22 protein-coding genes are annotated in these 22,672 nt (G+C 64.9%); 16 read left to right on the top strand and 6 right to left on the bottom strand.

The window, feature by feature from the left end; genetic code table 11:
• The first annotated feature begins 175 nt into the window (after positions 1–175).
• Positions 176–1,894, top strand: coding sequence for an aldehyde dehydrogenase family protein (locus J1M86_RS15330; RefSeq protein ID WP_206510601.1), 1,719 nt, complete (start codon positions 176–178; stop codon positions 1,892–1,894).
• Between the two features lie 8 nt (positions 1,895–1,902).
• On the top strand, positions 1,903–3,477 hold the full coding sequence (locus tag J1M86_RS15325; RefSeq protein ID WP_206510540.1) for a GMC family oxidoreductase: 1,575 nt from the start codon (positions 1,903–1,905) through the stop codon (positions 3,475–3,477).
• On the opposite strand, the gene J1M86_RS15320 is transcribed toward J1M86_RS15325, so the two are convergent.
• Positions 3,461–4,303 (bottom strand): sulfurtransferase, encoded by an 843-nt coding sequence (locus J1M86_RS15320; RefSeq protein WP_206510539.1) that lies wholly within the window; start codon positions 4,301–4,303, stop codon positions 3,461–3,463. The two genes, J1M86_RS15325 and J1M86_RS15320, sit on opposite strands and share 17 nt — an antisense overlap.
• A gap of 382 nt (positions 4,304–4,685) precedes the next feature.
• On the opposite strand from J1M86_RS15320, the gene J1M86_RS15315 reads away from it, so the two are divergent.
• Genes J1M86_RS15315 through J1M86_RS15300 form a run of 4 tightly spaced genes read left to right on the top strand, consistent with a single transcriptional unit; the run spans position 4,686 to position 7,827 of the window.
• The gene (locus J1M86_RS15315) at positions 4,686–5,387 is read left to right on the top strand and encodes a hypothetical protein (protein WP_075840354.1); all 702 of its coding nucleotides are present in this window, start codon (positions 4,686–4,688) and stop codon (positions 5,385–5,387) included.
• Positions 5,388–5,423: 36 nt separating this feature from the next.
• On the top strand, positions 5,424–6,671 hold the full coding sequence (locus J1M86_RS15310; RefSeq protein ID WP_206510538.1) for a molybdopterin-dependent oxidoreductase: 1,248 nt from the start codon (positions 5,424–5,426) through the stop codon (positions 6,669–6,671).
• Positions 6,671–7,165 carry a hypothetical protein gene (locus tag J1M86_RS15305; RefSeq protein ID WP_206510537.1) on the top strand — a complete coding sequence of 165 codons (495 nt, stop codon included), beginning with the start codon at positions 6,671–6,673 and terminating at the stop codon, positions 7,163–7,165. Before J1M86_RS15310 ends, J1M86_RS15305 begins: the two co-directional genes overlap by 1 nt.
• Positions 7,162–7,827: a methyltransferase domain-containing protein gene (locus J1M86_RS15300; protein ID WP_206510536.1), complete on the top strand. Its 666-nt coding sequence runs from the start codon at positions 7,162–7,164 to the stop codon at positions 7,825–7,827. Before J1M86_RS15305 ends, J1M86_RS15300 begins: the two co-directional genes overlap by 4 nt.
• Here the strand turns inward: J1M86_RS15300 and J1M86_RS15295 are convergent.
• Entirely contained in the window at positions 7,814–9,139 is a 1,326-nt protein-coding gene (locus J1M86_RS15295) for a hypothetical protein (RefSeq protein WP_307786653.1), read from the bottom strand. The genes J1M86_RS15300 and J1M86_RS15295 overlap by 14 nt on opposite strands.
• Positions 9,140–9,189: 50 nt before the next feature.
• Here J1M86_RS15295 and J1M86_RS15290 point away from each other — a divergent pair, with 50 nt between their 5' ends.
• The 5 genes from J1M86_RS15290 to J1M86_RS15270 all read left to right on the top strand — a co-directional run bounded on the left by J1M86_RS15290 (position 9,190) and on the right by J1M86_RS15270 (position 12,619).
• Positions 9,190–9,990, top strand: a complete 801-nt coding sequence (locus tag J1M86_RS15290; RefSeq protein ID WP_206510599.1) for an S-methyl-5'-thioadenosine phosphorylase — start codon at positions 9,190–9,192, stop codon at positions 9,988–9,990.
• The gene (locus J1M86_RS15285; protein WP_206510598.1) at positions 9,990–11,036 is read left to right on the top strand and encodes an NAD(P)-dependent oxidoreductase; all 1,047 of its coding nucleotides are present in this window, start codon (positions 9,990–9,992) and stop codon (positions 11,034–11,036) included. Before J1M86_RS15290 ends, J1M86_RS15285 begins: the two co-directional genes overlap by 1 nt.
• A 28-nt stretch (positions 11,037–11,064) precedes the next feature.
• Positions 11,065–11,712 (top strand): glycosyltransferase family 2 protein, encoded by a 648-nt coding sequence (locus J1M86_RS15280; RefSeq protein ID WP_206510535.1) that lies wholly within the window; start codon positions 11,065–11,067, stop codon positions 11,710–11,712.
• Positions 11,709–12,356 (top strand): DUF2064 domain-containing protein, encoded by a 648-nt coding sequence (locus J1M86_RS15275; protein WP_206510534.1) that lies wholly within the window; start codon positions 11,709–11,711, stop codon positions 12,354–12,356. The genes J1M86_RS15280 and J1M86_RS15275 overlap by 4 nt, the downstream gene beginning before the upstream one ends.
• A gap of 101 nt (positions 12,357–12,457) precedes the next feature.
• The gene (locus J1M86_RS15270) at positions 12,458–12,619 is read left to right on the top strand and encodes a hypothetical protein (protein ID WP_187346816.1); all 162 of its coding nucleotides are present in this window, start codon (positions 12,458–12,460) and stop codon (positions 12,617–12,619) included.
• 2 nt (positions 12,620–12,621) lie between these two features.
• On the opposite strand, the gene J1M86_RS15265 is transcribed toward J1M86_RS15270, so the two are convergent.
• Entirely contained in the window at positions 12,622–13,056 is a 435-nt protein-coding gene (locus J1M86_RS15265) for a MarR family transcriptional regulator (RefSeq protein WP_083667996.1), read from the bottom strand.
• Positions 13,057–13,097: 41 nt separating this feature from the next.
• Here J1M86_RS15265 and J1M86_RS15260 point away from each other — a divergent pair, with 41 nt between their 5' ends.
• Complete coding sequence (locus J1M86_RS15260; protein WP_075840361.1) at positions 13,098–13,721, top strand: bifunctional 2-polyprenyl-6-hydroxyphenol methylase/3-demethylubiquinol 3-O-methyltransferase UbiG; 624 nt, start codon at positions 13,098–13,100, stop codon at positions 13,719–13,721.
• 80 nt (positions 13,722–13,801) lie between these two features.
• Complete coding sequence (locus J1M86_RS15255; RefSeq protein WP_075840362.1) at positions 13,802–15,637, top strand: acyl-CoA dehydrogenase; 1,836 nt, start codon at positions 13,802–13,804, stop codon at positions 15,635–15,637.
• Positions 15,638–15,728: 91 nt separating this feature from the next.
• Here J1M86_RS15255 and J1M86_RS15250 read toward each other — a convergent pair whose 3' ends face one another.
• From J1M86_RS15250 to J1M86_RS15240, 3 genes are all read right to left on the bottom strand, one after another.
• Positions 15,729–16,220 (bottom strand): flavin reductase family protein, encoded by a 492-nt coding sequence (locus tag J1M86_RS15250; RefSeq protein ID WP_075840363.1) that lies wholly within the window; start codon positions 16,218–16,220, stop codon positions 15,729–15,731.
• A gap of 124 nt (positions 16,221–16,344) precedes the next feature.
• A complete protein-coding gene (locus tag J1M86_RS15245) occupies positions 16,345–18,594 on the bottom strand; it encodes a VanW family protein (RefSeq protein WP_307786652.1) in 2,250 nt (749 codons plus the stop codon).
• Positions 18,595–18,845: 251 nt separating this feature from the next.
• Positions 18,846–20,111, bottom strand: a complete 1,266-nt coding sequence (locus tag J1M86_RS15240; RefSeq protein WP_307786651.1) for a helix-turn-helix domain-containing protein — start codon at positions 20,109–20,111, stop codon at positions 18,846–18,848.
• 150 nt (positions 20,112–20,261) lie between these two features.
• Here J1M86_RS15240 and J1M86_RS15235 point away from each other — a divergent pair, with 150 nt between their 5' ends.
• The 3 genes from J1M86_RS15235 to J1M86_RS15225 are packed head-to-tail and all read left to right on the top strand — an operon-like array spanning position 20,262 to position 22,671.
• Positions 20,262–21,056 carry an ABC transporter ATP-binding protein gene (locus J1M86_RS15235; RefSeq protein WP_206510532.1) on the top strand — a complete coding sequence of 265 codons (795 nt, stop codon included), beginning with the start codon at positions 20,262–20,264 and terminating at the stop codon, positions 21,054–21,056.
• Positions 21,046–21,768: an ABC transporter ATP-binding protein gene (locus tag J1M86_RS15230; RefSeq protein ID WP_206510531.1), complete on the top strand. Its 723-nt coding sequence runs from the start codon at positions 21,046–21,048 to the stop codon at positions 21,766–21,768. Before J1M86_RS15235 ends, J1M86_RS15230 begins: the two co-directional genes overlap by 11 nt.
• Before the next feature lie 24 nt (positions 21,769–21,792).
• Positions 21,793–22,671, top strand: a complete 879-nt coding sequence (locus J1M86_RS15225; protein ID WP_206510530.1) for a branched-chain amino acid ABC transporter permease — start codon at positions 21,793–21,795, stop codon at positions 22,669–22,671.
• The last annotated feature ends 1 nt before the right edge of the window (position 22,672 follow it).

Genomic DNA, 22,672 nt, shown 5'->3' with positions numbered 1-22,672 from the left:
CGCCTACTGTGCTCCGCGCCACACCCAGCTTGTGCCATCGCACAACAAGATCATCGAGCTGAGCTGCGGGCGCCTATGGCGCCGCAACGACCGGGAAGACGACAATCACAGGCACCTGCGTCGCCAGACCGAACGAGACGAGTGAGCCGAATTGACCGATCGAACCGACAGCCATCTGCACGTCGCCGATGCCTCCGACGCCGAGACCCGCACCGGGATCGACTCGGCTCTCGAGGACCTGCACGGCGGTGAAAAGACCTGGGCTTCGCTGTCGTTGCGCAAGCGACGCGAGCTGATCGAGCGTGTCCGTGACCTCACGGTGCGGCACGCGGCGGAATGGGTCGCTGCTGCGGTCTCCATCAAGGGACTCGACGACTCGTCGCCGTTGGTGGGTGAGGAATGGATATCGGGACCGTATGCCTTCGCCGGCGGCACGGCCACCATCGCGCAGACGCTTCGCGCGCTCGACGAAGGAAACAGCCCGCTCGACGGTGCCGAGTTCGGTTCCGCCCCCGGAGGCCGCACGACGGTGGAGGTACTCCCGCGAGGAGTCTTCGACAAACTCCTGCTCAACGGTTTCAGCGCGCAGGTCTGGCTCGAACCCGGAGTCGACGCCGACACCGCGAAGCAAACAGCGGGTCTCGCGCAGCTCACGCCCTCGGACACACAGGGCATCGGGGTCGTACTCGGAGCGGGCAACATCATGTCGATCGCTCCGCTCGACACGCTGTACGAACTGATCGCCAACAACCGGGTCGTGGCGTTGAAGCTCAACCCGATCACAGACCCGATGCTGCCGGTGCTGACCAAGATACTGGCTCCGCTGATCGCTGTCGGAGCTGTTCGAATACTGACGGGCGGAGCAGCGGTCGGCACCTATCTCGTCGGTCATCATCTAGTCGATCACGTTCACATGACCGGCAGTGCTGTCACGCACGACGCGATCGTGTTCGGGCCGGGTGAGACCGGTGCCGCCCGCAAGGCCGTCGGCGATCCGCTGCTGACCAAGCCGATGACCAGCGAACTGGGGGGAGTCTCGCCGACGATCGTGCTGCCCGGCGAATGGAGCAGCGCGGACATCAAGTATCAAGCCGAACATGTAGCCACACAACGACTTCACAACGGTGGATACAATTGCGTGGCCTCGCAGGTCGTCGTGGTTTCGTCCGGGTGGAAGCAGCGCGACGAGTTCGTCGCCGCAGTGCGCAGCGCGCTCGCGTCGGCGCCGGAGCGCCGCGCCTACTACCCGGGCAGCAACGGACGCGTGGAGTCGGCGGTGGACAGTTACCCCAGCGCTCACCGACTTGCCGGCGGCCGCATTCTCATCGAGGACCTCGATCCCGGCGAGGAGACCACCCTGCTCAACACGGAGTACTTCGCACCCGTGCTGGGGATCGTCGAACTTCCCTACGAGGGAGACCAATTCGCCCGTCAGGCCGTCGCCACGGTGAACGAGCAGTTCATCGGAACGCTGGGTGTGAACGTGATCGCACATCCGAAGACCATTGCCGAGATGGGTTCTCGGTTCGAGAACATGCTCGCAGACCTGCGCTATGGTTCGATCGCCGTCAACGCGTGGACCGGTCTGGCATTCCTCAGTCCCGCCGCGACGTGGGGGGCGTTCCCCGGGCACACCATCGAGGACATCCAGAGCGGAATCGGCATCGTGCACAACGCTCTTCTCATCGACGGTGCCGAGCGGACGGTGGTGCGGGGACCATTCCGTCCGTCGCCACGCTCGTTGCTCAACCAGGAGTGGACCATCTCACCGAAGCCGCCGTGGTTCGTCACCAATCGCACGGCAGCGACGACCGGGCGCTTGCTGACCGCTTTCGCCGGAAGTCCGTCCTGGGCGAAATTGCCCGCCATTTTCGCGTCCGCACTGCGTGGGTGAGGAGAACCATGTCTGATCAGGTGATAGCTGACTACGTGGTGGTCGGGGCTGGATCGTCCGGCGCCGTGCTGGCCAATCGGTTGAGCGCAGACCCGCGCAACTCCGTCGTCCTCCTCGAGGCCGGCCCCGAGGACAAGAACAAGTTCGCGCACATTCCTGCCGCGTTCTCGAAGCTGTTCCGCAGCGACGTCGACTGGAACTACGACTGCGAGCCGCAGCCGGAACTGAAGGGACGCAGCATCTTCTGGCCGCGCGGCAAGATGCTCGGCGGATCGTCTTCGATGAACGCGATGATGTGGGTGCGCGGCTTCGCCGCCGACTACGACGAATGGGCATCGCTGTCGGACTCGACATGGTCCTTCGAGAACGTGGTGCCGTACTTCCGCAAGATCGAGAGCATCGAGAACACCACGGCCCTCGACGCCGGGCAGGCGGGGCCGTTGGTGGTGTCCAACCAGCGAAGCCCGCGCGCATTGACACAGTCCTTCCTCGAAGCCGTCCAGCAGGCAGGCTTTCCCGTGGAGGAGGCGAATCTACCGGAGCCGAAGGGCTTCTCGCAGACGATGGTGAACCAGAAGCGCGGTGCGCGGTGGAGTACCGCCGATGCGTATCTGAAGCCGATCCGCAAACGCTCGAATCTCACGGTGCTGACCGAAGCCCATGTAACGCGGGTAATTTTCGACGGATCCGCCGCCGTCGGCGTCGAGTACGTCCGCGCCGGTGTCACGAGAACCGCCCGGGCCACCAAGGAAGTGGTGCTGGCCGGCGGTGCTGTCAACACACCTATGCTGTTGATGCACTCCGGGATCGGCGACCGAGAGCAACTGGCTGCGCACGGCATCACCGTCAAACATCATGCACCGCAGGTCGGCAAGAACCTTACCGATCACCTGTCCGCACTGATCGGCTGGAGTGTCGAGCGCGACTCGCTGTTCTTCGCCGAGAAGATCCCGCAGCTGATCAACTACCTCGTTCGGCGCCGCGGAATGCTCACCTCGAACGTTGGCGAGGCGTACGGCTTCATGCGAAGTCGCGACGGTCTGAAGTTGCCGGACGTCGAATTGATCTACGCACCTGCGCCGTTCTTCGACGAGGGTCTCATCGCCCCCGATGCGCATGCTGCCGTGATCGGATCGATTTTGCTCAAGCCGGAGAGCCGCGGCGAGATCAGCCTCCGATCCGCGGATCCGACAGCCAAACCGATCATCGAACCCAACTACCTCAGCGATCCCGAGGGCGCCGACCGGGCCGCGATGATCGAGGGCTTGCGCATGTGCACCTACATCGCATCGCAACCGGCACTGAAAGGGCTGCTGGGCAACATCGTTCGCCCGAGCGGAGACCCGGATGATCTACTCACCGAGGCGTTGGAGCAGAACGCGCACACGCTGTATCACCCGGTGAGCACATGCCGGATGGGCAACGATTCGACGAGTGTCGTCGCGCCCGATCTCCGAGTGCGCGGCGTCGACAAGCTTCGAGTGGCCGACGCGTCGATAATGCCGACCATCATCCGAGGCCACACCCACGCACCTGCCGTCCTCATCGGGGAGAAGGCCTCGGACCTCATTCTGAGGGGTTGAATTCTGAGGGGCCTGTCGCGACCGGGCGCTTCGGGTCGTTCGACCACTGCGACCACGACCCCGGGTAGAGCGCGGCGTCGACGCCGATCATGGCAAGAGCTGCGATTTCGTGTGCCGCGTTCACCCCGGAGCCGCAGTAGACGCCCACCGGTCCGTCGAGATCAGCGAATCGTTCACTCAGGGCGGCGGGGGTGAGGAACAGTCCGTCCGAGTCGAGGTTGCCTGAGGTCGGGGCACTGACGGCGCCCGGGATGTGCCCTGCTCGCGGGTCGATCGGTTCGGTGATGCCGCGGTAGCGCTCGACGGCTCGGGCATCGAGCAGGGTGCCGGACTCGGCCCGCGCTGCTGCCTCGTCGGCGGTGAGCGTCGGTAGGTGGCCCTCGCCCAGTTCGATGTCTCCCTCTACGAGGGCATACTCCTGACCCGCAGCCGTCTCGTAGCCGGCGGCCGTCCAGGCACCGAGTCCGCCGTCGAGCATGGTCACGTCCTTCAGCCCGGCCCACCGCAGCAGCCACCAGGCCCGCGCGGCGGCGAGGTTGCCGGCGTCGTCGTAGACCACCACCGGTACTCGCGAACTGATGCCCCACCTGCGTGCCGCAGCCTGCAAGGTATTTACAGACGGCAGCGGGTGGCGTCCGAGTTCGGGTGTCCCGGGTGCGGCAAGCTCGGTAGGCAGGTCGACGTACACCGCGCCGGGGATGTGCGCGTCGAGGTAGTGGCGGTGCCCGTCAGGATCGCCCAACGCCCAGCGCACATCGAGCAGAACGGGAGGTACCAGGCTGCCGAGCGCTGCCTTCAGCTCGTCGACGTCGCGCGTGACTGTCATTGATTGCCTTCCGAAGACCGATCCGATGGCTCTGAAGCGTATCGATTCGTTGTCGCGGGCGGCCTATTCGAGCCCATCGCGCGCGTTGAATAACGGTTCCATATCGGGCCGGTCTCGAACGCGACACGGGCCTACTACGAGTAGCGAAATCGGACATTCCGTACACATGAGACCCGAAAACCGTGGCAACCTGGTTCTACGGAGGCAATCAGCTGCACCCTTCGACAGAAGAACGACGACTCACGACCCTGAGCTTCGCGGGCTCAGCACACGCGAATCGCCGCACTGAGCGGCAGTTGTCGGATACAACCCATCCGACTCGGCCGCAGCGGCGAATAACCCATAACGCTCAAGACGTGAGCAAACGAAAGGTAGAAACGACATGATCTCCATCCGTAAAGTCATGGCCGCCACCGCAGTTGGTGCAATGACCCTCGTACCTCTCGCTGCCTGCTCGAGTGACGACGCAGAATCGCCAGCGGCAGAGACAACTTCGGCAGTCACGTCCGAGGACAGCATGACCGAGACCGAAGAAATGGTCGAGCCTGTAGCCGAGGTCGACGACCTCAGCAACGGCGTCGACACCGCCGTGGCACTCGACATGGGCTTCACCGACGCGCTGACCACCCTCGGCCTGACCCCGGGCACCGTCGGAACCGCAGCTCTCGCCGACGGATCCCTCATCTTCCCGATCACCGGTGGTGAGGTCACGTACTACGAGCCCGGTTCCATCGATGGCCCCTACGTTCAGGGCGAGATCATGCACGACGGAAGCGGACTGTCCCTCACCGCAGGCGAGACCGTCGTCGAGCTGACCGACTTCGTCATCGACCCGGGCACATCGGAACTCATGGGCACCGCCACCGTCAACGGCGAGGTCGCAGCCGAGGACGCCGTCATCTTCGACCTCGACGGCGCAACCCTGCAGCCGCTGCGGACCGAAGGCGACAACGCAATTCTGCAGGGCACCCAGGTCTTGATCTCCGAGACCGCGGCCGGCCTGCTGAACGACACGTTCGGGACCGACGCTGTCACCCCCGGCCTGCTGGTCGGTACAGCAACGATTACCATCGCCACCGCGTAAAGTGTCGAACATGCCCGGGCGCGAGCGTCACCGAAAGTGACTACTCGCGCCCGGGCGCGTTCTGCCCGCTTTCGCAGCCCTCTGCGGGGTCCATGGTTCACCTCGATCCTCGGCGCCGTACTGCTCGTGGGTCTTCCCATCGTCACGGTCACCGGCCTGCTGTCCTACATCGCGTACGGTCCGCAGTTCGGCCAAGCCATGCCTGCCGACGTCGGTTGGTTGCGGCTCCCGCAATTCGATTGGCCCACAGACCCAGCGTGGCTCTATCGCCTCACCCAGGGACTACACGTCGGCCTCGGACTCGTGCTGATTCCGATCGTGCTGGCCAAGCTCTGGTCGGTCATCCCGAAACTGTTCAGCACGCCGCCGATTCGATCGCCGGCGCAGGCGCTCGAGCGCCTGACGTTGATCGCTCTGGTCGGCGGCATTCTGTTCGAGATCGTCACCGGCGTACTCAACATTCAGTACGACTACATCTTCGGCTTCAGCTTCTACACCGCCCACTACTGGGGCGCCTGGGTTTTCATTGCCGGGTTCGTCAGCCACGCTTGCCTGAAAACACCGTTGATGATTCGCACTCTGCGCGGTCGCTCGTTGATGCAAGTTCTGCAGGAGAAGCAGTTCGAGCAGGAGAGCGGCACCTCGGACCTCATCGCCGACGATCCGTCGGAGCCGACGATCAGCCGCAGAGGGGCGTTGGCACTCGTCGGAGGAGGTGCGCTGTTCGTCGGGGTCCTCACCGTCGGGCAGACCACCGGAGGTTTCCTCCGCAATGCCGCCCTTCTGCTACCCCGAGGTAGATCTTACGGCGACGGCCCCAACGACTTTCAGGTCAACAGGACAGCCGTGGCCGCGCAGATATCCGAGAAGGACACCGGCGCAGACTGGACGCTCGACCTCACCGGCGGCTCCAGCCCGACAATCCTCAGCCGCGAGGAACTGCTACGCATGCCTCAGCACACCGCCGTACTTCCCATCGCCTGCGTCGAAGGATGGTCGACGACGCAGACCTGGACCGGCGTTCGACTTCGTGACCTCGCCTCGCTGGCCGGCGTCGCGAATCTCGTTTCGGCACAGGTGACCTCGATCGAGGAGAACGGCCCCTTCCGCCAGGGTGAGCTGCAGTCCAACCAGGTACTACACCCCGATTCGCTGTTGGCATTGAAGGTCAACGGCGTCGACCTCTCGGCCGACCACGGCTACCCGGCGCGGATCATCGTTCCCGCGCTTCCAGGTGTCCGCAACACGAAGTGGGTCCGTTCCATCGAGTTCAGGCGGGTGTGATGAGAGCTTTCGCCCGGTTCTACGGCGCACACCCTTTGCACCTGCTCACCATGGGCTTCGCCTTCGCACTGGTGGGATACGTGGTGCACGTGGCCGGCATACAGACCTTCTGGAATCGCGATGTGTGGTGGCAGTCCATCGGGGTCTGGTTCGTCGGAGCCGTCCTCGCCCACGACCTACTTCTCTTCCCGCTCTACGCCCTCGCGGACCGATCGCTGAAGACCGGGCTGATCGCTGTCCGCGGACGCGTACCCCAGCTGCAAGCATCGATATCCCCGCTCAACTACATTCGTGTTCCCGCCCTGGGAACGGCACTGACCTTCGCGCTGTTCTTCCCCGGCATCATCGGTCAGGGGGAGGTAACATTCACCGCGGCAACGGGACTGACGCAAGATCCATACCTCGGCCGGTGGCTCGCGCTCACGGCATGCCTGTTCGGGGTCAGCGCGCTCATCTACGTTGCCCGCATTTCACTGCTCAGGAGACGGACATGACCGTGACGGCCGACGAGATGTTCCGCCGCGCCTCCGCCGGACTCCCCTGCTGGATGGGTCACGCCGACGGGTCCCGCGAAGCTCTCCCCATCGCCCGGTGGATGGGCGGCGAGGCGTCGAGCATCGAAGATCGTGCTGTCGATGCGTCCCTGCTCGGCCACTGTTCGGGCTCCACCCTCGACCTCGGTTGCGGCCCCGGCCGTCTCACCGAAGGACTCGTACGACGCGGCATCTCAGCACTGGGCGTCGACACCTCACGCGAGGCGGTCGACATGACGGTCGGTCGCGGCGGCCGAGCGGTACTTCGGGATCTGTTCGAACCACTGCCCAACGCCGGAGAATGGGAATGCGTGTTGCTCGCCGACGGCAATATCGGCATCGGCGGCGATCCGGTTCGGCTCCTGCGCCGAGCAGCCGAACTCATTCGCCCCGACGGCGCGGTCATCGCCGAAGTCGACGGCCCGGGGGCTGCACTGGTGCAGCCCAAGACCGTGCGCTGGGAGACCGAGACCATGGCAGGTGACTGGTTTGCGTGGGCCAGCGTCAGCGTCGACGCGACAACCGACCTGGCCCGCGCCGCCGGCCTCACCGTCGTCGACATCGTTCCCCTGCACGGCAGGTACTTTGCGCGCATGGAGAACGCGGCGCTCACCAGTTCGTGAACAGCAGATGATTGATCGCCAGCGCCGCCGTCACTTGCAGAGCGAGCCAGAACCTGTGGGTGCGCTCGGGCAACACCGCGGGCGCGAGCAGCATCCACATCGCGAACGGCAACCAGATTCGCTCCACCTCGGCCTTACTCAGCTGACTCAGATCCGCGGCAGTGACGGCAGCGATGGCGCCGATCACCAACAGGTTGATCGGCGCAATCCGGGTGAAGATGCGCGGGAACGCGGCGGGTACAGCGACACCGACCGCGCAGAAAAGAGCCGCGATGTTGGCCCAACCCCAGTATGCGAACGGCCGATCCGTCGCGATGCCCTGGTAGTACCGCTCCTTGACCAACTCGTAGCCGTCGAACCACCAGAACCCGTACGCGGAGAAGATCGCGGTGACGATCAGAGCGCCGATGACGGCCCCGATCATCGGTTTCGCCGTGCGAGCAGCGATCAGCACCGCCACCGCCGGCAGCCCCATCAGCACGAGCCCGTAGTTGAGGTGGATCCCGAAACCGAGCAGCACCCCCGCCCCGATCGACGCCGGCCACAGGTACTTGGTCGTCGAGACCGCGAGCAGCGCGATACCCCAGGCCACGACTCCCATGAAGAACGCATCTGCCGAGGCAGCGATCCAGATCGCCGTCGGTGCCAACGTGACGAACGGCGCTGCTCGACGGGCCATGCTCTCGTCGCCGAGAGCCCGGACCGCGACGAGGACCGCGGCTGCGGCGCTGGAGCCGACGAGCACGGACAGTCCCGACGCCCAGGCTCCCCCGCCGAGGCCGATTCGATCGAGCCACACGAACGTCAGCAGGGCGCCAGGTGGGTGACCGGAGACGTGCGTGGTCCACGAATCGGGTTGGAAGTCGAGGATTCTGCTGGAGAACTCGCTCAGGGTCGCCGGGATGTCGGTGATGCTCGGGACCTCGTGCAGGTACTCGTCGTTGGAGGTCAACCGGTCGACGAATCCGCGTCGCCACCCGTCGACCATCGCCAGCGACATCGCCCAAGCAGCGGACGTCGCCCACACCACCAGCAGCAACCGTCGCCACGGCAACCTGCGTGCCAATTCGGGCCCCCACAGCACACCGGCCACGGCGATGAGGACCGCGAACGGGGTGCCCCAGCCGAAGTGAATCTCACGGAACCCGAAAAGCGGTGCAGCGTCGGCAAAATCACGCACCTGCTGCGGTGTCCTGTTGATGATGGGGGTGATCAGCTCGTTGCCCAGGTACGGCACGACGAACGCGACCGCCACGAGGGCCACAGCCAATACGGCAGCGAGAGACTCTCTCCAATAGCGGATAGCGTTCACCTAACGTCGAAACGATTGTGACGATGCTCAGCATAGAAGAGGGCGGAACAATGCAGGCCATGACAACGCAACACCGAGCCGATGTCGCCGTGATCGGGGGCAGCGGCTTCTACTCGTTCTTCTCCGCCGATGCCCGAACTGTCTCGCTCGAGACGCCATATGGACCCACCAGTGGCGACATCACTATCGGCGACGTCAACGGTCGCAGCGTCGCGTTCCTGCCTCGGCACGGTGCCCGGCACGAGTATTCGCCGCACACCCTTCCATACCGCGCCAACATGTGGGCGCTTCGGATGCTCGGTGTGCAACGGGTTTTCGCTCCCTGTGCAGTCGGCAGTCTCGTACCCGAGTACGGTCCGGGCACCGTGGTGATCCCGGATCAGCTCGTGGACCGCACCAGCGGACGCAATCAGACGTACTTCGAAGAAGGCGGCGTGCACGTAGAATTCGCCGATCCCTACTGCCACGAGCTTCGCGGGGCGGCCCTGCAGGACGGCGTCGTCGACGGTGGGACGATGGTGGTGGTCGAAGGCCCACGCTTCTCGACCCGCGCGGAAAGCCAATGGTTCGCCCGGCAGGGCTGGACGTTGGTGAACATGACCGGTCACCCCGAGGCCGTCCTGGCCCGCGAGCTCGAGCTCTGCTACACCCCGATCGCACTCGTCACCGACCTCGACGCCGGAATCGAGGCCGGTCAGGGTGTACGCGCCGTGGACGTGTTCGCTGAGTTCCAGAAGAACATCGAGCCACTGAAAGCGCTCGTTCGCGCGGCCATCGACGCCGCCCTCATGGGACCGTGCGAGTCGTGCCGGGTGCACGAGGGCGTCGATCTCCCGATCGAGCTGCCCTGATGCGCATACTCCTCACCGGCGCAGCGGGATTCATCGGCCGCCATATCCGCTCGGCCCTATCGCCCGACCACGAGGTGATCGGCATCGACGCGCTTCTCGCTTCCGCCCACGGTCCGATCGACGCCATGGACGGGATCATCCGAGCCGACGTCCGCGATCACGACGCGCTCGTCCAACTCCTCGGCGGCGTCGACGTGGTCTGTCATCAGGCGGCCGTGGTCGGGGCAGGTGTCGATGCCGCCGACGCACCGGCCTATGCCAGCCACAACGATTTCGGCACGGCCGTGCTGTTGGCGGCGATGGCCGAAACCGGGTGCCGACGGCTGGTGTTGGCCTCGTCGATGGTGGTCTACGGCGAAGGTAGGTACCGAAACACCGCCGGCGACATCGTCGTTCCCGGCCCCCGGACCGGTCTCGCCGAGGGCCACTTCGACAACACCGATCCGGAAACCGGGGATGCCTTGGAGTGGACGCTGGTCGAGGAGGACTCTCCGCTGCAACCGCGAAGCACCTACGCGGCAAGCAAACTGGCACAGGAGAATTACGCTCTCGCATGGTCCTTGGCCACCGGCGGATCGGTGACTGCATTGCGGTACCACAATGTGTACGGTCCGCACATGCCACGCAACACACCGTATTCCGGGGTGGCCGCGATGTTCCGGTCATCACTGGAATGCGGGTTGGCTCCGCAGGTGTACGAGGACGGCAAGCAGGCCCGTGATTTCGTGCACGTGCAGGACATCGCCGCCGCCAACGTCCGGTCCATCGAAGCCAACTTGCCCGGATTCACTGCCTTGAATGTCTCGTCCGGACACCCGATCACCATCGGTGAGGTAGCCGCCACCCTGTCCGAGGCGTGCAACGGACCTTCCCCCGAGATCACCGGTAAGTACCGCTCCGGCGACGTACGACACATCGTCGCGAGCCCCGAACGTGCCCACACAGTGCTGGGATTTCGTGCGACCATCGGTCCGGTCGAGGGACTTCGCGAGTTCGCTACCGCACCACTGCGCGACGCCGAGGGCACCGGTGCGCCCCGTGTTTGAACCGCGCCCCATGTTTGAACCGCGCCCCATGTTTGAACCGAATGCGGTCACGGTCGTCCTTCCGTGTATGAACGAGGCCGGGTCGCTGCCCGGCGTACTTGCTCGCGTGCCCGAGGGCTACCGCGTGATCGTCGTGGACAACAACTCCACGGACGAGACAGCTGCGGTGGCAACGCAGCTCGGAGTAGGCGTGATTCGAGAGGAGACCCCCGGGTACGGTTCGGCGGTCCACGCCGGGGTGGTCGCGGCCGACACGGAGGTGGTCTGCGTCCTCGATGGCGACGGTTCGATGGACCCGCAGGACCTACCACCTCTGGTCGCCGCCCTCACCGACGCAGATCTTGTGGTGGGCCGACGCGCGCGGGGACACTCACCGCTCCACGCACGCATCGGCAATGCGATTCTGTCGATGCGCCTGCGCACCAAGTACGGCCTGCCAGTGCACGACCTCGGCGCCGTGCGCGCTGTACGCAGGCAGCCGCTCCTGGATCTGGGCGTGACGGACCGCCGGTCCGGCTACCCGCTGGAACTGTTGGTTCTCGCCGCGCGAGCCGGGTGGACGGTGGTCGAACTCGACGTCTCCTACAACCCCCGAACCGCGGGCGTGTCCAAGGTATCCGGCTCGGTCAGGGGAACCGTCGTCGCCGTCCGAGACTTCTGGAAGGTTCTGTCGTGAACGTGACTGCCCTCGTCGTCGCGAAAGCCCCTGTGCCCGGTCTGGCCAAGACCCGCCTCGCGGCGAAACTCGGCGACGAGGCCGCCGCGGATATCGCCGCCGCTGCACTGTTGGACACCCTCGACGCGGTGGCTGCGGCCGAGTTCTCGGCTCGGATCATCGCCCTGACGGGTGACTTCGCCCAGGCGAGCAGGCGTGAGGAACTGCAGGCGGCATTCGCGTCGTACACCGTGGTGGAGCAGCGCGGCGACGGGTTCGCGGAGCGGCTGGTGCATGCGCACGCCGATGCCGCGGGTGCGCCCGTGTTCCAGATCGGCATGGACACGCCGCAAGTGACGCCCGCGCTGCTCGACTTCTCCGCTGCCGCCCTCTCCGGCGGGGGTTCCGTGCTGGGCATGGCCGAGGACGGCGGCTGGTGGGGCCTCGGCTTGACGAACTCGGAACTCGCCCGCGCACTGCTCGATGTTCCGATGTCGACGCCCGATACCGGCGCAAAGACGAGGGCTGCGCTCGAAGCCCTCGGCGCCGAGATCCGGTTGCTGCCCGTCCTCCGCGACGTCGATCACGCCGAGGACCTGCAGCCGGTGGCGGAGAAGTGCGCGTCGGGCAGTCGTTTTCGCCGGGCCGTGCAGCGGTACATCTGAGCCGACCGTTTCCGATCGGTTACCTTTCCAGCGTTGTATTGCAACAATCGAAAAAACCGTTTTCGCAGCTTTTTCACAGGGCTGAGTGCTAAAAACGTTTTGTGACCGTACTACTGATAGGCGCAGCGATCTGGATGGTGATGGCATTGCTGGTTGCCGTCGTCCTCGGCCGCGTCTCCAGGCGTGCCGACACCGAGGAACTGGGCTCCACTCGGTGCTGGGACACCAGTGAGATCGACGAGACTCTCCAACACGACCGATAGGTTCACTCGACCCGTTCGACGATCGAGTTCACGATGTCGGCAGCTCGGGCCAGGGTTTCACGCTGCTGTGGTGTGAGCGCACCCAATTGATCGGCCAATAGCCGCTCCCGTTCGGCGATGTCCTCGCTCGCCATGATTCGACCTCTCTCCGTCAACGTCAGCAGCACCTGGCGTCGGTCGGTGGCATGCGAAACCCGTTCCAGCAGGCCCATCTGCACCAGCGCATGTGACGACCTGGAGATCGAGGGCGGCTTGATCCGCTCTCGCATCGCGAGTTCGCCGGTGGTCATCGGACCGTCCCGAAGGATGGTCGTCAGAATCGACAGCTGAGCCACGGGAACGGTGTCCCCGGCGTGCCGCAGACGGAGTCGTCGGACGAGTCGCATCGCCGACACCGCCAGGTCCCTGGCCAGGTGCATGTCCGATTTGTCGCTCACCCGCACAGGCTATCGTGCGCCCGAAGCCGCATACTCGAACCATGGACGCCGAAGCATGGGATGCGAAGTACTCGGCACACGATCTCGTCTACGGCGCACCTCCGAATCAGGTTCTGGTCGAGTTCGCGACGGCATTGCCGCGTGGACGGGCGCTGGATCTCGCGTCGGGCGAGGGTCGGAACGCGCTGTGGCTGGCGACTCGAGGCTGGGAGGTCACGGCAGTGGACTTCTCCGCCGTGGGCTTGAGAAAAGGGCACCGAATTGCCGAGCGCGCCCCGAAATCGGTACGTGACCGGTTGACCTGGGTACACGCCGATGTGACCGAGATCGCACCCGATCCGCAGTACGACCTCGCCCTGGTGCTCTACCTCCACCTACCGGCCGAGCAACGCCGAACTGTGATTCGCGCCGCAGTCAGCGCCCTCAAACCTGACGGAATCCTCATGATTCTGGGTCACCACACCGCCAACATCACGAAAGGGGTGGGTGGCCCGCAGGACCCCGAAATCCTCTACACACCAGATGATTTGGCTGCAGACGTGGGAGATTTCGTCGACATTCGAGTGTGCGAACAACGCGTACGACAGCTCGAGAGCGGAAACGCTATCGATTCGTTACTACTCGCCAGTAGGTCCCGCCTTGGCAGCGGGAATGAACGAGGGTAATATCCACATATGTTACCGACGAGTAGCTAACTTGGGCGGTACTCACGAGACCGCACCACCGACTGGAGAGCGAACGCGCAATGGGCCATTACAAGAGCAACCTTCGGGACCTCGAGTTCAACCTCTTCGAGCTGTTCGGGCTCGACGAATCCCTCTCGGGCGACAACTTCGGCGACCTGGACGGCGAAGCCGCCCGCGACATGCTTCGCGAGGTAGTGCGCCTGTCGGAGGGTCCGCTGGCGGAGTCCTTCGCGGACGCCGACCGCAACCCTCCCGTGTTCGACCCCGAGACGCACACGCTGAAGCTGCCCGACTCCTTCAAGAAGTCGTTCAAGGCGCTCTACGACGGCGAGTGGTGGCGCGTCGGCCTCGATGAGGAGGTCGGTGGCATCCCCGCACCGCGCAGCCTCGGCTGGGCCATCAACGAGATGCTGCTCGGTGCGCAGCCCGCAGCCTTCATGTACTCCGCCGGACCTTCCTTCGCCAACGTGCTCTACCACAACGGCACCGAGCAGCAGAAGGAATGGGCCAAGATCATCGTCGAGCGCCAGTGGGGTGCCACGATGGTACTCACCGAGCCCGACGCCGGATCCGATGTCGGCGCAGGCCGCACCAAGGCGATCAAGCAGGAAGACGGCACGTGGCACATCGAGGGCGTCAAGCGCTTCATCACCTCGGCCGTCTCCGATGACCTCTTCGAGAACACGATGCACCTCGTGCTGGCTCGCCCCGAGGGCGCCGGACCGGGAACCAAGGGTCTGAGCCTGTTCTACGTGCCCAACACGCACTTCGACTTCGAGACCGGCGAAATGGGCGAGCGCAACGGCGTTTTCGTCACCGGAGTCGAGCACAAGATGGGCCTCAAGGCATCCGCCACGTGTGAGCTCACCTTCGGCGGCCACGGCATTCCGGCCAAGGGCTGGCTCGTCGGCGAGGTCCACAAGGGTATCGCGCAGATGTTCGACGTCATCGAGCACGCTCGCATGATGGTCGGCACCAAGGCCATCTCCACGCTCTCTACCGGCTACCTCACCGCACTCGAGTTCGCCAAGGAGCGCGTCCAGGGCGCCGACCTGACGCAGATGACCGACAAGAGCGCCCCGCGCGTCACCATCACGCATCACCCTGACGTGCGTCGCAGCCTCATGACCCAGAAGGCGTACGCCGAGGGCCTGCGCGCGGTGTACCTGTTCACCGCAGCTCACCAGGATCCCATCACCGCCAAGCAGGTTTCCGACGCAGACGAGGACATCGCCTACCGCGTCAACGATCTGCTGCTCCCCATCGTCAAGGGTGTCGGCTCCGAGATCGCCTACCGTCAGCTGGCCGAAAGCCTGCAGACACTCGGTGGTTCCGGCTTCCTGCAGGACTACCCCATCGAGCAGTACATCCGCGACTCCAAGATCGACTCGCTCTACGAGGGCACCACGGCCATCCAGGCCCAGGACTTCTTCTTCCGCAAGATCGCTCGCGACCGCGGCGTTGCGCTCGCACACGTTGCGGGACAGATCAAGTCGTTCATCGACAGCGAAGCCGGCAACGGACGCCTCAAGGCCGAGCGCGCGCTGCTCGCCACGGCACTCGAGGACGTGCAGGCCATCGTCACCACGATGACTCAGCACCTCATGGGCGCGCAGGAACAGCCCACCGAGCTGTACAAGGTCGGGCTCGCATCGGTGCGTTTCCTCATGGCGTTCGGCGACCTGCTCATCGGCTGGTTGCTGCTTCGCCAGGCCGAGATCGCGATTGCCGCACTCGACAACGGTGCAGAAGGCAAGGACAAGCCGTTCTACGAGGGCAAGGTCGCCGTGGCATCGTTCTTCGCCAAGAACATTCTGCCCGAGCTCACCGCAACCCGCGGCATCCTGAGCAACATCGACCTCGACGTCATGGAACTGGACGAAGCTGCGTTCTGATTCCCGTCAAGTTCTTCGACCGAACAACGGCCGCACCCCGCTCGGGGGTGCGGCCGTTGTCGTCGGCGGGGTTCGGCGTCTTCGAGGCGCGTTACGCCTGCAGTTTGCGAAACTTGCTGGCGTGGAAGATGATCGGATCGATTTCGCTCTGCACTTCGAGCGAGTGAATACGCAGCAATGCGATGACGTGATCTCCTGCGGGCACCTGCTGATCGATGGTGGTATCGAGCCACGCCGTCGCACCGCCGATGAACACCGCGCCCTGCTCGGTGGTCTGCAGATCGAGGCCGGCAAATCGATCACCAGTCTTGGCCGCCAGCGTGCGGACGGCCTCGTTGTGCGCCTCACCGAGGACGCTGACGCCGATGCTGCGCAGCCCCTCGAGCCTGGGCCACGTCGTCGATGTGTTCTGGATGCACACCGCTACCAGTGGTGGATCGATCGACACGGCGACGAAGCTGCTCGCGGCGAGGCCCACGGGCACACCGTCGACCTCGGCGGCGATAGCGACCACTCCGCTAGGGAACTGCGCATACGCCTGACGAAGAGTCGCCTGGTCGAGATCGGTGTGCGTGAGCGTCATGGAGAAGCTCCCTTTCCTGCGATCGCTGGCAGTGCGGCGACAGGCCGAGGCCACCGCACTGCGTCCACGATACGAGTTTCCGCGGCGCAATGCGGCACCGATCTCGTAGCGCCTGCGACAAGGGCTATTCCTCGTCGTCCCCGGGATCGCTCGCCGGTTCGTCGGCCGGTTCAGGTGCGGGTTCGGGTGCGGGATCAGGCTCCGGGGAGATGCAACGGACGATCGGGATCGGGTCGTACTTGACAGTTCTGGTGTTGCGCGAGATCTCGCTGCCCGTCTCGATGTCGGTGATCACCCGGGTGTTGCTGGCCGTGAATCCGGGACCACCACCAGAGGGCACGCATCCACTGCCCGCGGGCAGCGTGATGGTGTTGGGGCTCGTCGGATTGCTGCGGGGCCCAGTGATCGACTCCACCTCGACCGTCTTGGTGCCCCACAACCGGACAGTGACGTTCGAACTGGTGCCGAACGACTCGATGACCACACCTGTCTCGGCCGTATTGGTGAACTGCAGATCGATGGCGCCCTCGAACACGGTCGCTTCACGCGCCTCCGGATACCGGCTGATGTAGTAACTGTGCTCGGTATGGCCGGCATCCTCCATGCCCGCGAAGTACGCCGCGTTGTACAGCGTGGTCGCGAACTGACTGATGCCACCACCGACCGCACGATCGGGCCGACCGTTGTCGATGATGCCCGATTCGACGAAACCCTGCGCGTAGCCCCGGGGGCCGGTGTACCCGTTGAGCGAGAACGTCTCTCCCGGCTCGACCAGGGCTCCGTTCACGATGTCGGCGGTGAGCCTGATGTTCACTCCCGACGCGTACTCGAATCCTCCCGTCGTGTACTCACCGATGACTTCCTTGATGCCGAGTGCCTCTGCCCGCTCGGTGGTCAGCTCGGGCGGCGCCGGCTCGTAGACCGCCTCCGCGGTGCGCGCATCGGTGGACGCGAGCAGCACCGGGAGCTGCTCGAGCGTCCTCGGCCACTGCACGAGATCGCCCACGACTCCGGGTACGACAGTCGGCACACCGCCACCGAGCGCGAACGACGCGTCCTTGGGAGGTGTCTCCGTAGACGCCAGCTGCGGGGCGAGTACACCGATGGCGGCGTCGACGTCGTAGCGCGGTATCAGCGCGCCTTCACCGTCGGATTCGAAGGAGAGCACCCGCGCGATGACATCGGGCTCGAGCACAGCATTGGTGTTCTCCCGCCCCGAGAACACCACCGGCGCGGACACCGCAGGTCGTGCGACCTCGGCGAGCACCCGATCGACCTCGTCCTGATGAACCGTGACATCCACCATCTCGACGGGGACATCGACGGTACCGAAAGCCCACCTCGTCTCGACGGCCTCGCGGGCACCGGCAACGTCCATCGACCGGCCAGGGGCCGGGGTGACGGCGACCGGGGTGACGCCTTCGAAGACGATGTCTCCTTCGACGGGTACTTGGTCGACCTGTGCCCGCAACGACTCGACGGCCGCGTCGAGAGCCACCGGGTCCGCGGTCGATTGGACACCGATCTCGCGATCGGAAAAGAACGACATCAGGCGCGTGAACGGATTGATCGGTTGCGAACCCGCACGATCGAGGGTCGCCGCCCAGTCGACATCGAGGCCCGCAGCCGCAGGCACCAGCTCGAGCTGCTGCTCACCTGCGTCGATCTGCACGGGCTGCTCGACGCGGGGACCGAGCTCGGACCGCAGCAGAATGTCCGCGTCCTCGTTCGAGAGTCCACCGACCTCGATGCCGGCGACAGTGACGCCCCTGGGGACCGAACCACTCGACGACAGAATGTCAGCGGTGTAGAGGACCGCGAGGACGGCCACGACAGCGCCGGAGAGCACCGCGACCTTGACCCACGGCGGTTTGCCTGCCGCGGGCGGCACTGCTGCGGGCGGCACTTCTGCGGGCGGCACTGCTGCCGGGGGTACTGCTGCCGTCGGCGCGTCCGAGTTCACCGCGGCCTCATCGACAGGCGAGTCTGTCACCAGGGGAAACACCTCAGTCGATGTCTCGTCTGCTGCCGAATCGGGCTCGGAACTCTCCTCGACAGCGGCACTATCAGCGTTTTCGTTCACAGCAGGGCCATCGGCTTCCGCGTCGGGAACCGTCTCGTCGGGAACCGTGTGGTCCGAGGGAGCAGGCGCGTCAGGGTCGATCGCACTCATCACCTCGGTGACAGCGTCGTACGGGGCAATGTGTTCGGGGACATCATCGTCGAAATCAGCATCATCGAAATCAGCATCATCAACAGAAGCGTCATCAACAGAAGCGTCCGACGGTGTCGATGCTTCGTCCGAAGGTGCCGGCTCTTTCTCGTGCTTACCCTTGTCGGTACCACCGACGCTGCCGTCTCCACCGACGCTCACGTTCTCGACCCTCCCGAACCCCCGGACATCATTCACAACTTTCGTGCCGAGCTTACGCATCGACCCCGTCGACATTCTCGGCGAGCACCGAAGATCCCGGAAAAGCAAGAGGCCCCACACCGCTGCCGGGTCGGGGGTCGGGCAGCAGTGTGGAGCCACTACGACTATCGCGCCGTTCTGTGATGCGTTACAACTCGCTACCGATTGTTTCAGATTTCATTCACCTGAATGACCCGGACGAACCGATGACCTCAGTCGACGCCCACAGCATGGGCCCAATGCCCGGTCTTGACCAGGGCAAGCGTCAGCAGCAACCGGTCCTGCGGATCGGTGAGGCGACGCCCCGTCAGCTCCTCGATCTGCCGCACCCGATAGATCACTGTATTGCGGTGGCAATACAGCACCTTCGCGGCGTTGGTCGGCGACCCATCGTTGGCGAGGACGTACGCGAGCGTGGTCAGCAACGTCTCACGCTGCGGGGCAGGATGAGTCCACATCGCGCCCAACGCGTGATGCACCAGCAGCTCCGATGATTGGGCGTCGGCTGCCATGATCACGCGCGGCAGTCGGTCGGTGGCGAGCGCGACGCCCGGCCCGCCGTCGATGGTCTCCGCCGTCAGCGATGCCAGCCGATAGGCGGCCGCGAACGAGGCCAACCCGTCAGGAGAGTGCGCGAGGCCCACCTTCCCGGTTGCGCGCGGCGCCAAGGCGTCGACCACCGACTTCCACGAACCGCGAGTGAGCGCGACGAGGGCGAACTGATGACCGTCGCGGATGTTCCAGTGCGATACCGCGCCGATCTGGTCGAGCGCGTCCTCGGGTGCCGGCAGCGGGGGCTCACCGTGATCGTCGAGCAGCCCGACGATGCAGGCGACGTGCTGCGATGGCGACAACCCCAACGTCGCGCGGGCTTCGAGAACGAACGCGGGATCACCGCCCCTACCCGTGCGCAGACCGTCGAGGACCGCGAGAGCGTTGGCCAGATCGCGCTGCTGCATACGGGCGCTCTCGCGACGATATGCGTCGACGAGGGTCTCGTACTGCGAGTCCAGCGCACGCCACAGTTGTTGTCCGGCAATGATCAGCAGCCGATCGTCGATCACCGAGCTGTTCCGTCGGCGCTCGAGCATCAGCTCCTCCCACAGCGTGCGAGAGCCGAGCGTGTACGCCTTGAGCACGAGTTCCATGGGGATCTCCTGCCTGGCGCGCTCGCGGCCGGTACGACGCCACACTTCCCTGGTGACGTCGGTCTCGGCCGGCGCACCGGACAACGTGTGCAAACCCTGACGGATGTGCTCACGCGTACTGCGACGGATTTCGACGGCGATATCGGGCGCGGGCGAGGCGAGGTAGGCCGGTTCCTGTTCGATGAGGGCCAGCGTGATGGAGTCGGCGATCGCGTCGGCCCGGGTCAGCAGCGTCGCCCAGGCTTGCTGGATGGCCTGCTGATCCGCCTGCTTGGAGGCCCGATCGACAGGCGGGAGACCCGGTGCGTTCTCGGCCTCGGGTTCGCTCACCTCCCTACCTTTGCGCATTACGCCTACTCGAATGGGTGAATTGACCACCTCTGGTGTCCCAGGACCCAAACATTTTGTGCGCTGCGCCTATATCGCGTCTTGTGCGCAGGGACCATAGTGAACGCACACACGAATGTGAGGTGCATCACTTTGCTCGACAGTTCCACCGCAACCCCCGCCTTCGAACTCGCTTCGATCGACGTATCGTTCGGCGGCATCGTCGCACTCGACGGCGTCAGCCTGGACGTTCGCCCCGGCGAAGTCCTCGGAGTGATCGGACCCAACGGAGCAGGAAAAACCACCCTGTTCAACGTCGCCTGCGGCCTCGTTCGCCCCCAGTCGGGGACGATCACCCGAAACGGTGACATCCTCCGAAACCTCAAACCCCACCGCCTGCCTGCGCTGGGAATGAGTCGGACGCTGCAGGGTCTCGGACTGTTCGACCGCATGACGGTGCTCGACAACGTCATGATCGGAGCAGACCGAACCGCCCGCACCGGATTCTTCGCCGGGCTCCTCGGCCTGCCCAGCAGTTCCAAGGACGACGCCACCGTCCGCGCCGAGGCCCTCGCCACCCTCGAACAACTCCGCATCGCCGAGTACGCCCTGCGTCTGCCGCCCAGCCTGCCCTATGCGGTGCGCAAACGTGTCGCGCTGGCCCGCGCTCTCGTCAGCAAACCATCGCTCGTACTCCTCGACGAGCCGGCCTCCGGGTTGTCCTCCGACGAGATGGACGAACTGAGCACGCTGATCCGCACACTCGCGGTGGGGCACGCTTCGGTGATGTTGGTCGAGCACCACATGGACCTCGTCATGAGTGTCTGCGACCGCATCGTCGTACTGGACTTCGGCAAGGTCATCGCCCAGGGCACGCCCGACGACATCCGCGAGAACCCCGCGGTCCTCGACGCCTACCTGGGAAGGGATGTCACACATGACAACTGACACCATTCAGATCGGCATCACCGACCTCACCGTCCAATACGGACCGGTCACCGCCCTGGATTCGGTGTCGATGACCATTCGCGCCGGCGCGACCACCGCGGTCCTCGGCGCCAACGGTGCAGGCAAAACCACGTTGCTGCGCACCATCTCCGGCCTGATCCGGCCGAAAGCAGGAAGCATCACCTTCGGCGGCGAAGAACTCGTCGGCGTCTCCCCGGATCGCATGTCGCGCAAAGGCCTGGCACATGTCCCCGAAGGCCGTGGTGTCATAGCGGAACTGACCGTCGAGGAGAACCTCCGGCTGGGAGCACTCGGACGCAACCGCGCGCACGACGCCGTCACCCTCGACCAGGTCTACGACATCTTCGTTCCCCTCGCCGGGCGTCGAACATCCTCTGCGCACACCCTTTCCGGTGGAGAACGTCAGATGCTCGTGATCGGTCGCGCTCTGATGGCGACGCCGTCGGTGCTGCTGTTGGACGAACCCTCTCTCGGTCTAGCGCCGAAGATCGTCGCTCAGATCTTCGAGATCATCGCCACCCTCGTCGACGCGCAGTCGATGACAGTCGTACTCGTCGAACAGAACGCACGCAGTGCGCTGTCCATCGCCGAGCATGCCGTCGTCCTCGACCTCGGCAAGGTCGCCGTCGAAGGACCGGCGACCGTACTCGCCCAAGACCCAGCCCTCCGCCACGCCTACCTCGGATTCTGACGAACCGAAAGGACGCCACCGACAGTGCAGCAACTGCTCACCATCCTCCTCAACGGCGTGACGAGCGGCATGATCTACGCCGCCTTCGCGCTCGCCCTCGTGCTCATTTGGCGCTCGACGCGCATCGTCAACTTCGCCCAAGCCCCGATGGCAATGCTCACCACCTACATCGCACTCGTCGTCATCGACGCGGGCTACTCCTACTGGATCGGTTTCGCGGCAGCGCTCGTCAGCGGACTGATCCTGGGCGCTCTCGTCGAACGCCTGGTGATTCGCTTCGTCGACAGCTCCTCGCACATCAACGCCGTCATTCTGACGCTCGGACTGTTCATCGTCATTCACGCCTTGGCCGCGATCATCTTCGGCAATCAATTCCGTTCCTTCCCAGCACCGTTCGGACTCACCGGCCGAACCATAGGAGATATGAACATCGCCCTGACCGGGTACGACATATTCAAGGTCGTCGCAGTGTTGATCGTCTTCGGCCTACTGGTGTTGCTGTTCCGCTTCACCGATCTGGGCCTGAAGATGCGGGCCAGCGCATTCGAGCAGGAAGTCGCCAAACTGCTCGGCGTACGGGTCAGCCGCATGCTCACCCTCGGCTGGGCGCTCGCCGCGGTTGTCGGTTCGCTCGCCGGTCTGCTCATCGCCGGAGGCTCGCTCGTGCACCCCGGATACATGGACTCGATCGTCGTATTCGGCTTCGTTGCAGCGGTTCTCGGCGGTCTGGACTCACCGGGTGGTGCCGTCGTCGGCGGCCTACTGATGGGCGTCGGTCTGAGCTTCGTAAGCGGGTATCTCGGCCAGGATCTGGTCGCGCTCGCCGCGCTGATCATTCTCATCGTCGTGCTGTTGCTGCGACCGAGCGGGCTGTTCGCCGGCACCGCGGCAAGGAGGGTCTGAG

It is taken from the genome of Rhodococcus sp. KRD197 (assembly GCF_017168235.1).
GTDB lineage: Bacteria > Actinomycetota > Actinomycetes > Mycobacteriales > Mycobacteriaceae > Rhodococcoides.
The sequence above is the reverse complement of the archived record's forward strand: the minus strand, read 5'-3'. Positions and strand labels throughout refer to the sequence as shown.

What these genes read in the sequence shown, in the direction of transcription:
- J1M86_RS15325 (WP_206510540.1), top strand. Translation starts at nt 1,903, where the DNA reads ATGTCTGATCAGGTGATAGCTGACTACGTGGTGGTCGGGGCTGGATCG.
- J1M86_RS15320 (WP_206510539.1), bottom strand. Translation starts at nt 4,303, where the DNA reads ATGACAGTCACGCGCGACGTCGACGAGCTGAAGGCAGCGCTCGGCAGC.
- J1M86_RS15315 (WP_075840354.1), top strand. Translation starts at nt 4,686, where the DNA reads ATGATCTCCATCCGTAAAGTCATGGCCGCCACCGCAGTTGGTGCAATG.
- J1M86_RS15305 (WP_206510537.1), top strand. Translation starts at nt 6,671, where the DNA reads ATGAGAGCTTTCGCCCGGTTCTACGGCGCACACCCTTTGCACCTGCTC.
- J1M86_RS15300 (WP_206510536.1), top strand. Translation starts at nt 7,162, where the DNA reads ATGACCGTGACGGCCGACGAGATGTTCCGCCGCGCCTCCGCCGGACTC.
- J1M86_RS15290 (WP_206510599.1), top strand. Translation starts at nt 9,190, where the DNA reads ATGCAGGCCATGACAACGCAACACCGAGCCGATGTCGCCGTGATCGGG.
- J1M86_RS15285 (WP_206510598.1), top strand. Translation starts at nt 9,990, where the DNA reads ATGCGCATACTCCTCACCGGCGCAGCGGGATTCATCGGCCGCCATATC.
- J1M86_RS15280 (WP_206510535.1), top strand. Translation starts at nt 11,065, where the DNA reads ATGTTTGAACCGAATGCGGTCACGGTCGTCCTTCCGTGTATGAACGAG.
- J1M86_RS15260 (WP_075840361.1), top strand. Translation starts at nt 13,098, where the DNA reads ATGGACGCCGAAGCATGGGATGCGAAGTACTCGGCACACGATCTCGTC.
- J1M86_RS15255 (WP_075840362.1), top strand. Translation starts at nt 13,802, where the DNA reads ATGGGCCATTACAAGAGCAACCTTCGGGACCTCGAGTTCAACCTCTTC.
- J1M86_RS15250 (WP_075840363.1), bottom strand. Translation starts at nt 16,220, where the DNA reads ATGACGCTCACGCACACCGATCTCGACCAGGCGACTCTTCGTCAGGCG.
- J1M86_RS15230 (WP_206510531.1), top strand. Translation starts at nt 21,046, where the DNA reads ATGACAACTGACACCATTCAGATCGGCATCACCGACCTCACCGTCCAA.